Source organism: Anaeroplasma bactoclasticum, from assembly GCF_003550015.1.
GTDB lineage: Bacteria > Bacillota_I > Bacilli_A > Acholeplasmatales > Anaeroplasmataceae > Anaeroplasma > Anaeroplasma bactoclasticum.
In genome coordinates this window covers 1-9,929 of the sequence record NZ_QXEV01000046.1, presented here as the reverse complement: position 1 = coordinate 9,929, position 9,929 = coordinate 1, and the positions used below count along the sequence as shown (strand labels likewise).

Below are 9,929 nucleotides of genomic sequence, written 5' to 3'. Positions count from 1 at the left end.
CACCTACTACGACCTCAGCTGACTCCCTAACTATTCGCTTTTTATCGCACGTATATAATACGCGTTAGGGCCTCCCGGGGTAATTCACTAATCTTTCATCCCACAACCTCTTGATTTACTGTTTTGGTTTTACGTTTACCATTAGGACTTCAGTTTGCTTTGCAACCTTATCCACTTACCATTTAGCCTCATCAAGTTTCTGTTCGTAGGCTCAAGGATTTTGCTACACCTCTTCCTTCACCCATAGGATTACTCCTAACGGCTTGAGGTTCGCTACACTTGGCGGTAAATACCCGTGACTGGACTTTCACCAGTAAGATTAGTGCCATGCCCGGCACACAAATTAAAAAGCCCTATATGAATAGAGCTTTCTAAACTAATTATTTTCTTTTAATAATTTTACAAAAGAATCAATAATAGAATCTACTTGGTCAAAGGATTTAATGGTTGCACCACATGCATTCGCATGTCCTCCACCACCAAGTGCCTTGGCAATTTCTACAATTTCAATTCCTCTACTTCTGAATTCACATTTTACTGTGTCAGATTCCTTATCATAAGTGAAATTGCACCAAATTTTGATTTCTTCTATGCCTACCATTAATGATAGCATACCTCTAGAAACATCATTAAATTCACAGTGGAACTTATCAAATACATCGCCTTTATTTACAAGCCATGCAACGCCATCTCTCATTTGAATTTTACTTGCAAAATAATTCTTCATTTCTCTTTCGGCTAATGTTTCTATATAAATATTATCATATATATATTTAGAATCAGCACCCAAATCAATTAAGGATGCTGCAACTCTTAATGTATTCGATACCTTAGATCCATATAAGAATCTACCAGAATCTGTAATGATTCCACCAAATAGGCATGTTGCAGCTTCTTTAGGAATGGTTAAGCCTTCTTCTAAAACTAAATATGTAATATATTCTGCTGCCGCAACACGAGTTGTATCGCATAACCAGTTTTCTGATACATCACAATCATTCTTATGGTGGTCAATTACCCATACTTTATCAGCAAGCTTATATCTTTCATCCGATATCATATAAGATACAGCTACATCTACAATAATTACAAGTGCACCTTTATATAAATCATCAGATACAATATCCATATCTCCAATGAAGGCATATTTTTGAGTTGAATCACCAACCGCAAATACCTTCTTAGATGGATAATTAGCTTCAATGATTTTTTTAAGACCAAGCTGGCTTCCAAGTGCGTCTAGGTCTGGTCTTGTATGTCTATGTATAATTATAGTATTATAATTTTTAATATCTTCAAATAACTGTTTTACTTCCATTTTAACACCTCAGGAGATTGATTATATCATAGATGAATTAGAATGAAAAGGAAAAGTCCGAAGAATTTTCGGACTTATTTTATTGCAGCCATAATATCGTTGATTTCTTTTTGTTTTTGCATCTTTTTAAACTGGTCCATAGTAGAATTAATCACAGTCATTAATAATCCTATTTTTCTATTATAGTAGGATACAAATGCTTCTGGCTTTTTCTTAAGTAAGATAGGTCCAAACCTAAGTTCTGTTTCTGTATAAGAAATATCGCCTTTTTCTGCAACTATAATTTCATAATATTTACCATTTTCACTTATTGCAAATTCATCAGAAATCATAAAGCCATTATCCATAAGAAATTTTCTTACGACAGGCTGATCATTATTTGCTTCTAGGATTAATCTTTTTCCTTTAATTTTTGATAAGGATTGACTTAAGATATCCTTAATTAAATTTCCACCCATTCCTGCAACTACTGCAGTATCAAATGGGAGATTAATTTCTTTAAATCCATCGGATAAAACAATATCAATTCTATCCTCTAGGCCCTTTGCCTTGATGTTTTCTTTCGCAGCAGAAAGTGGTCCAACATTAATATCGGACGCAATTCCTCTTTTACAGCCAAAATCAAGGAGTGCCTTAGTTAAGACATAGGCATGATCACAGCCTACATCACATACACACTCGCTATCTTTACATAAAGATGCAAGTAATGTTATTCTTTCCATTAGTGCTTAATCATGAAATCCTTAAGCTTCTTGCTGCGAGAAGGATGCTTAAGCTTTCTTAATGCCTTTGCTTCAATCTGACGAATACGCTCACGTGTAACGTTGAATTCCTTACCAACCTCTTCTAGAGTTCTTTGTCTACCATCAATTAAACCAAAGCGTAGGCGTAATACTCTTTCTTCACGCTCTGTTAGTGTAGCAAGTACAGCATCAAGCTCCTCACGAAGCTTCATCTTAGCTGTATACTCATATGGGTCAAGTGCATGTGGGTCAGAAATGAAATCACCTAAGGAGGAATCCTCTTCCTCACCTACTGGAGACTCTAATGAAATTGGCTCTTGTGCAATACGCTGAATCTGCTGAACCTTTTCTACAGAGATTTCCATCTTCTCTGCAACCTCTTCTGGAGTTGGTTCACGGCTTAGCTCTTGCACTAACTGTCTTTGAACACGAACTAATTTATTGATAGTTTCAACCATATGAACTGGAATACGAATAGTTCTTGCCTGGTCAGCTACTGCTCTAGTAATTGCCTGACGAATCCACCAAGTTGCATATGTAGAGAACTTAAATCCCTTAGATGGATCAAACTTATCTACAGCCTTAATTAATCCCATATTACCTTCTTGGATTAAATCTAAGAACTGTAAGCCTCTAGATAAGTATCTTTTTGCAATAGATACTACTAATCTAAGGTTTGCATTAACAAGCTTATCCTTAGCTAAATCAGCCTTTTCAGAGATTTCTTGTAATCTTTCATATTCCTCAATAGGAACAGTATTTTGGTCATCATTTTCAATTTTCTCTAATTCTTCTTTTGCACTACGTCCTAAAATGACGTCATTCGCAAGGTTAGTTTCCTCTTCAATTGTTAATAGAGGAATCTTACCAATTTCCTTTAAGTACATACGTACTGGGTCATCAACCTTCAAATTAGCAGGAAGCTGGTCATATGTAGAAATATCAATTTCCTCAACGTCAGCTAAATTTGGTTCTGCTGATTCCTCAAGATCCTCCTCATTTTCATCTGGCTCTTGAATTTCAAATTCTTCACATAAAGCATTAAAAAGCTTGTCGTAATCTGCACTATCAAGTGCACAATACTTTGTTAAATCAGCCTGTGTTAATACATTCTGATTACTTTTTGCAAGCTCTGTAAGCTCCTTTACTGCTGCTTCAAAATCCATAACTATTTCCTCCTATTTTTAAGCGATTCCTTCGTACGCTTTTTTCTAAATTTTTCATCAATCAATCTCGATTGCTCTGCTACATCTAAACTAGATATAATTCTTTGCTGAATTGCCTTTTGATCTTTATCAATTCCAATTTGCTTTAACTTTTCAATACAAAGATTCATATCCTCTTCATTATATGGAACAACATCTCCTCTTAGGGTTTCAAGCATATCCAAATAATAATTTACATCTTCGTTTTCCTGTAGCATATTGATGAATTTTGCTTCATCAAATTCATCAAAGTTAACATAAAACTCATCAATAAGTTTAAACCATAATCTTTGTGAATTTATGGATAAAGCTTGTAAGCAACTATCTATCCTTTGATTGATTTCAAGTGCTAATGCCTTACTTGATTTGGCATACATAAATAATCTAAGCTCACAAAGTGAATTCCATTTATTTTTTTTTACCTCTTTAGGCTCTAAAACCTCTTCAGGATATGGATTATAAAATCCTTCTGTTGGAATTTCATATTGTGGTACATTAGGATACATATCTATAGCCTTTGGTATTGCATGATTATTACAATATGTATCAAAATCAAGCTTTAAAGCTTCAAGTGAAGTATCAAGTATTGTTGCAAAGCGTCTTAAGTAATCTTCCATTTCGGTTCTAGCTTGCATTCCTTGAATTAGCTCAAATACTTCATTTGTAACTTCTTCTTTAATATTAGAATCCTTAAGATTCTTACCCCTAATGGATGTTTCAAATAAATATTGATTGGAATCCATTAAATGACTTTCAAAGAAATCAATATAAGCTTCCTTACCATATTTTTTGATATATTCATCTGGGTCTTTTGCTCCCTCCATTAAAACTAAATGGATTTGGAAGCCATTATTTCTAAATAGCCTTATAGCCTTTCTTGAGGCTTCAATTCCAGCTTTATCACTATCATAACAAATGATAACCTCAGAAACCTCTTTTTTAATTATTTTTACTAAGGAGTCATTAATTCCAACTCCCATAGTACAAATTACTTCCTTTAAGCCAGCTCTATAAGTTGCAATTACGTCCATTTGCCCTTCATGAAGGATAACTCTTTTTTTCTTTCTCATATAAGCTTTCGCTAAATGGAAATTATAAAGTGTTTCTCCCTTATGGAAAATTTTAGATTCTCTAGAATTTATATATTTCGGCTGGTTTTTATCTATAGAATTATAAATTCTTGCAGAAAATGCAATTGGCTTACCATCTCTATCACAAATAGGAAACATAATTCTTTCTGCAAAGATATCATGATATCCATTGATATTCTTATCTACTAAGCTTACATCTGCAATATCTAATTCTAAGAAGTCTGATTCTTTTAAAACCTGATATAGCGTATCTCCAATTTTTGGAGATAAACCTATACCAAATTCTTTTATATCAATGTCCGTTAAGCCTCTATCATACAAATATTTTTTAGCCTCAGCACCTTCAGGGGAATTTTCTAAATACATTTGATAGAACTCATTGGCAACGGCCATAATTTTATAATATTTTTCTTTTGGGTCAGCCTTTTTTTCTCTATAGCCACCCTTAAATTCCATTCCATTAAATTCGGCTAATCTTCTTATTGCTTCTTTATAATCGATATTTTCAATTTGCATTAAGAATTTTACAGGGTTTCCTCCTCCTCCACAGCCAAAGCAATGGGCTACGTTCTTTTCTGGGGAAACCACAAAGGATGGGGTATCCTCATTATGAAATGGACATAAGCCTTTATAGTTTTTACCTTGCTTCTCTAATTTGACATACTTAGAAACTAAAGCAACGATATCTGTAGCATTTATAATTTTCTCTGCTTCGTCATAATTATTATTCTGCAAGATAAAACCTCCCTAAAAATTTTTATAATTTAATTTTTCCTTCAACGTATGCGATAACTTCATCTACTGGTAAAGTAATCTGTTCCATAGTATCACGGTCTCTTACTGTTACAGTATCGTTTTCAAGTGTTGTATCATCAATAGTAATACAGAATGGAGTACCTACTGCATCCTGTCTTCTATATCTCTTACCAATGTTTGCTGTTTCATCATATGTACATGCAAAATAAGGAGATAATCTATCAAATACTTCATTTGCCTTATCGGAATGAACATTCTTACGTAAAGGTAATACAGCAACCTTATATGGTGCTAGTGCTGGATGTAATCTTAATACAACTCTAGAATCACTCTTACCATCCTTAGATAAGTCTTCTACATCGTATGCACTGAATAAAACAGAAAGTAGCATACGCTCAACACCAACAGATGGTTCAACAACATATGGAATATACTTCTGATTTGTTTCAGGATCTAGATATTCTAAATTCTCACCAGAATGATTCTGATGTGCATTTAAATCGTAGCTTGTACGAGATGCAATACCCCAAAGCTCACCAAATCCCCATGGGAAATCAAATTCGATATCTGTTGTTGCGTTAGAATAGAAAGATAACTCTTCCTTTTCATGATCTCTAAATCTTAGTTTATCTCCATCAACACCAATCATCTTTAAGAAATCCATACAGTAGCTTCTCCAGTAATTGAACCAATCAATTTCAGTTCCTGGCTTACAGAAGAATTCAAGCTCCATCTGTTCGAATTCTCTTGTTCTAAAGATGAAGTTACCTGGAGTAATTTCATTACGGAAAGATTTACCAATTTGACCTACACCAAATGGTAGCTTTCTTCTTGTTGTTCTTTGAATGTTCTTGAAGTTAACAAAGATACCCTGTGCTGTTTCAGGTCTTAAATAAACCTCAGTTTTAGCATCCTCAATTACACCCATATGTGTTTTAAACATTAAGTTAAACTGACGAATATCTGTATAATCTAATGCACCACAAGTAGGGCACTTAATCTGATTATCTAATAAGAACTTTGTTAAATCCTCATTAGACATACCATCTCCTGTAATCTCACCATGAGTGAAATCCTCAATTAGCTTATCTGCTCTATATCTTGAATGACACTTCTTACAATCTACAAGTGGGTCAGAAAATGAACCAATGTGACCAGATGCAACCCATACTTCCTTGTTCATCAAAATAGCAGCATCTAAACCAACATTGTATCTATTTTGCTTTACAAACTTGCTCCACCAAGCCTGCTTAATATTATTCTTAAGTTCTACTCCTAAAGGACCGTAATCCCAAGCGTTTGCTAAACCGCCATAAATCTCAGAGCCCTGAAAAACGAAGCCCTGCTCCTTTAAGAAAGCAACTAATTCTTCTAATGTAATCTTTTGCATAATAATCCTCCACACAAAACAATATCCATTTTCTAATTTTAACAAATTTTTTCAATATAGTCAATGAATACCATCTAAAAGATGGTGTTCAAAATTAAAAAAACTGGCATATTTTTAAATACACCAGTAATTCTTAAATTAATCTTCAAATTTTACTTCTTCAATTGGCTTTTCAAGCTCTTCTTTTTTGCCTACCCAAGCCTTTCCATCAGAAAAGAATAAACGATTGGTAAATAGCTTGATCATAATTTTAGCATTAAAGTCTCCTTCAAATGCTAATTGATTCCCATTTAGATTAAAATCTCCATAATTATTCAAAATATCTATATTCTTTTCTGTAATTAAATTAAATGTTTCGCTATCATATTTTAACATTTGTCTTTTTAATTTTGAATTCCTTAAGCTAAACATTCCAGAAGGAGTAATTCTTCCTGTTTTTTCAATATTCTCTAAAATATTTAAAACCTTTAAACGATTAAAATCTCCAACAAAGAATATCTTTTCAAATTTATAATCCAAAGAATATAAAGTATCCCCATAAATAATAAAATCAATCTTATCAGAAAAAGTTATAAAAGAATCACTATTTACCTCTAAATAACCTTCTTCAAACTCTTGAAATACTTTAGCTTTTCTTTTGGCTACAGGCTTATTTTTAAAGCCTAAAATTAAAGGAATATTCCCCTCTTCTTCTAGATTTTTCATCATAATATAGCCATCAGCATCTCTATCTAATAAAGGAGTTTCTATATCCGTAGTTTTAGGATTTGTACCTAAGATAGTTGAGATAAATAATTCATACATTAGCTCTATAGATTCATCCTTTAAGGATAAGGCCTTTAGCATATGAGTATCATCAAAAGACCCATATTCTACTAATCCTAAGGAAGCATTTAGCTTCTCATTATATTTTTCTATAGCTTCATATCTTATTCCTTTAACAGCCTCATCTAAAATATTAAGCTTCTTTACTTTATATTTTCTATTGGATGCTTTAAAAAAATAAGTACTCCATTCTCCTTCAATATTTTCCATTATTTTATTGCTTAAATCACCAACACATGTAATATTTTCCATATAATATCTCCTAAAAAATTCTTTTATATTGTATCACTTGATAACTAATTTTAAAAGAGAAAAAAGACAATTCATAAGAATTGTCTATACCTCTTCAACATCATCAAAATCCATTTTTATTGGATATTCAGGATATTTTTCTATTACAGAATCTAGGGTAGATAATACTAATCCTAAGCCTTCCTTTTTCTCACTAGAAGTGATAATTAATTTATCATCTTCCTTTAATTCTAAAGTATTTAGAATAACTTCCTTACATTTCTTTCTTTCGCTATTTTTAATCTTATCCGATTTTGTTGCGATAACTGTTACAGGTAGGTTATGATACTTTAAGAAATTAAACATTAAGCAATCATCTTCACTTGGCTTATGACGGAAATCAACAAGTAAGAATACCATCTTTAATGACTTTCTTGTTGTAACATATTCTTCAATCATTTTACCAAATGTTTCTTTTATAGATTTTGATACTCTTGCATAACCATAGCCTGGTACATCTACAAAGTAAAACTCATGATTAATTTCAAAGAAATTAAGAGTTTGAGTTTTACCTGGGTTAGATGATGTCCTTGCAAGCTTATGGTTGTTGCATAGCATATTGATAAAGGAAGATTTTCCTACATTAGATCTACCACAAAACATGAATTCAATTCTATCCTCAGGAGGAAGTGAATTCTTATCTACGGCAGATTTAATAAATTCTGCTTGTTTTATTAACATAATAAATCCTCCTTAAATTTCAAAATAAAGTAATCTAGCAATAGGCTCGAATTCAATTTCATTTAATGTGCATGTCCCAATATCCCCATGGTCGCCATCTGCCTCTGCCCCTCTATGGCAATCCGATCCAGCACTAATAAGTAAATTCCACTTTTTAGCTAACTCAATAAACTTTTCTTCATCATTTTTTTCTGATGGATATCTAACTTCTATACCATCAAAGCCATATTTTAATATTTCTTCTACATAATCCTGATTCTTAATTAAGCATGGATGGGCGAATATAACAACACAACCAGCTTCTCTTGCAAGCTTTACACCATCCTCTGTAGACATTTTTGTAGATGGAATATAAGCTTTAGAATCATTTCTAATATATTTTGCAGCCTCTTCTCTAGGTAAATTATTACATTTTGCAATATTATTTAGCATATTCGCTCTTGTGATAACCTCACCCTTTAAAAGCTCATCTAAATCGATATTTAAGCCATAGATATCATGAATTTTATTCATCATATCAATAGCTCTTTTTCTTCTTTTTTCTTTTAAATTACGAGAAAAATCCCACATAGATTGTGGAATAATATTATTCTTAAATAAGCATACTACATGTACACTTTCTCCCTTATAATAAGTAGAAAGTTCTAATCCTTTGATAACTCTTACGCCATATTTTTTTGCAATTTCTTCTATTTCATCATCACCAAAAACACTATCGTGATCCGTTAGTGCAAAAATATCCACATGGTTTAAAACAGCTCTTTTTACAAGCTCCTCTGATGTTAAAATACCATCCGAATGAATGGTATGGTTATGAAGATCTATTTTCATAACTATTCACCCTTTATATCTAGCATATAGTCTATTTCAACTAATATATCCTTAACCTGAGGATATTTAATTAAGGATAAGGCTGCATCTAAGGTAAACTTCTTTGCAGCTAAAATATTGGAATCCTCAGGAATTAATTCCTGATCATCATATTTACCTACAAAATAAGTAACCTCTTTAAAATTACCATTTGGCATAGAGTAATGAATTGTTCTTTTCATATCTGGAAGAATTGTAGGAGTTAGACCTGTTTCTTCTTTAATTTCTCTTAAGGCACAATCTAAATCTGTCTCTCCACTTTTCTTATGACCCTTTGGGAATCCATAAGAGCCATTGGCCTCCATTATGAGTACGTACTCTCTTTTTCCTTCCTTGTTCTTGGTGTAAAGGATAGCACCACAGGAAAATTCTCTTTTCATAATTAACACCCACTAAAAGAAAAAAACACATCCGAAAAAGGATATGTTTCATATCTTTTTTCTTTAAAAACTTGTTTTCATTATAGCATATAAGAAACGATTTTTAAAGAAATAATATAGATTTATATTTGAGTTTCCCCATTTTTAAATTCATACGAAATTTTGTCAATTTTAGGAGATGTCAAATCTGACCCCCATTACAGTCCACAAATCTCGTCTTCGCTTATTTCTTTTAGGGTAAATTATTGAAATTAAGTCCTTGCTAAAAAATGAAATAACCCCTTTTATTCCATCGCTTATTCTATATAACCAAAATAGTACCTTTTCTCTTATTTGTTTTTTGATTTTTCTTATTGCTTTTCCTACAGCCTTCATATTT

General features: G+C 32.4%; 10 protein-coding genes. All 10 read right to left on the bottom strand.

The features are described from left to right. Nucleotides 1-376 precede the first annotated feature (376 nt). Complete coding sequence (locus EI71_RS09805) at nucleotides 377-1,318, bottom strand: DHH family phosphoesterase (RefSeq protein WP_119017045.1); 942 nt, start codon at nucleotides 1,316-1,318, stop codon at nucleotides 377-379. A 74-nt stretch (nucleotides 1,319-1,392) separates the two neighbouring features. Further along, a complete protein-coding gene (locus EI71_RS09800; protein ID WP_119017044.1) occupies nucleotides 1,393-2,040 on the bottom strand; it encodes a tRNA (adenine(22)-N(1))-methyltransferase in 648 nt (215 codons plus the stop codon). Next, nucleotides 2,040-3,227, bottom strand: a complete 1,188-nt coding sequence (rpoD, locus tag EI71_RS09795) for an RNA polymerase sigma factor RpoD (RefSeq protein ID WP_119017043.1) — start codon at nucleotides 3,225-3,227, stop codon at nucleotides 2,040-2,042. Before rpoD ends, EI71_RS09800 begins: the two co-directional genes overlap by 1 nt. A 2-nt stretch (nucleotides 3,228-3,229) precedes the next feature. Continuing rightward, nucleotides 3,230-5,092, bottom strand: coding sequence for a DNA primase (dnaG, locus tag EI71_RS09790; protein ID WP_162849951.1), 1,863 nt, complete (start codon nucleotides 5,090-5,092; stop codon nucleotides 3,230-3,232). 22 nt (nucleotides 5,093-5,114) lie between these two features. Further along, nucleotides 5,115-6,506: a glycine--tRNA ligase gene (locus EI71_RS09785; RefSeq protein WP_425453582.1), complete on the bottom strand. Its 1,392-nt coding sequence runs from the start codon at nucleotides 6,504-6,506 to the stop codon at nucleotides 5,115-5,117. A 135-nt stretch (nucleotides 6,507-6,641) separates the two neighbouring features. After that, a complete protein-coding gene (locus EI71_RS09780; protein ID WP_119017040.1) occupies nucleotides 6,642-7,580 on the bottom strand; it encodes a hypothetical protein in 939 nt (312 codons plus the stop codon). Nucleotides 7,581-7,664: 84 nt separating this feature from the next. Further along, nucleotides 7,665-8,300 (bottom strand): ribosome biogenesis GTP-binding protein YihA/YsxC, encoded by a 636-nt coding sequence (gene yihA / locus EI71_RS09775; RefSeq protein WP_119017039.1) that lies wholly within the window; start codon nucleotides 8,298-8,300, stop codon nucleotides 7,665-7,667. Between the two features lie 12 nt (nucleotides 8,301-8,312). Then, nucleotides 8,313-9,131: a PHP domain-containing protein gene (locus EI71_RS09770; protein ID WP_119017038.1), complete on the bottom strand. Its 819-nt coding sequence runs from the start codon at nucleotides 9,129-9,131 to the stop codon at nucleotides 8,313-8,315. 2 nt (nucleotides 9,132-9,133) lie between these two features. Further along, nucleotides 9,134-9,550 (bottom strand): bis(5'-nucleosyl)-tetraphosphatase, encoded by a 417-nt coding sequence (locus tag EI71_RS09765; protein WP_119017037.1) that lies wholly within the window; start codon nucleotides 9,548-9,550, stop codon nucleotides 9,134-9,136. Nucleotides 9,551-9,721: 171 nt separating this feature from the next. Next, nucleotides 9,722-9,929, bottom strand: a 208-nt coding sequence (locus tag EI71_RS10425; RefSeq protein ID WP_211321110.1) for a hypothetical protein, incomplete at its 5' end; no start/stop codon positions are given.

What these genes read in the sequence shown, in the direction of transcription:
- EI71_RS09805 (WP_119017045.1), bottom strand. Translation starts at nt 1,318, where the DNA reads ATGGAAGTAAAACAGTTATTTGAAGATATTAAAAATTATAATACTATA.
- EI71_RS09770 (WP_119017038.1), bottom strand. Translation starts at nt 9,131, where the DNA reads ATGAAAATAGATCTTCATAACCATACCATTCATTCGGATGGTATTTTA.
- rpoD (WP_119017043.1), bottom strand. Translation starts at nt 3,227, where the DNA reads ATGGATTTTGAAGCAGCAGTAAAGGAGCTTACAGAGCTTGCAAAAAGT.
- EI71_RS09780 (WP_119017040.1), bottom strand. Translation starts at nt 7,580, where the DNA reads ATGGAAAATATTACATGTGTTGGTGATTTAAGCAATAAAATAATGGAA.
- EI71_RS09765 (WP_119017037.1), bottom strand. Translation starts at nt 9,550, where the DNA reads ATGAAAAGAGAATTTTCCTGTGGTGCTATCCTTTACACCAAGAACAAG.
- EI71_RS09800 (WP_119017044.1), bottom strand. Translation starts at nt 2,040, where the DNA reads ATGGAAAGAATAACATTACTTGCATCTTTATGTAAAGATAGCGAGTGT.
- yihA (WP_119017039.1), bottom strand. Translation starts at nt 8,300, where the DNA reads ATGTTAATAAAACAAGCAGAATTTATTAAATCTGCCGTAGATAAGAAT.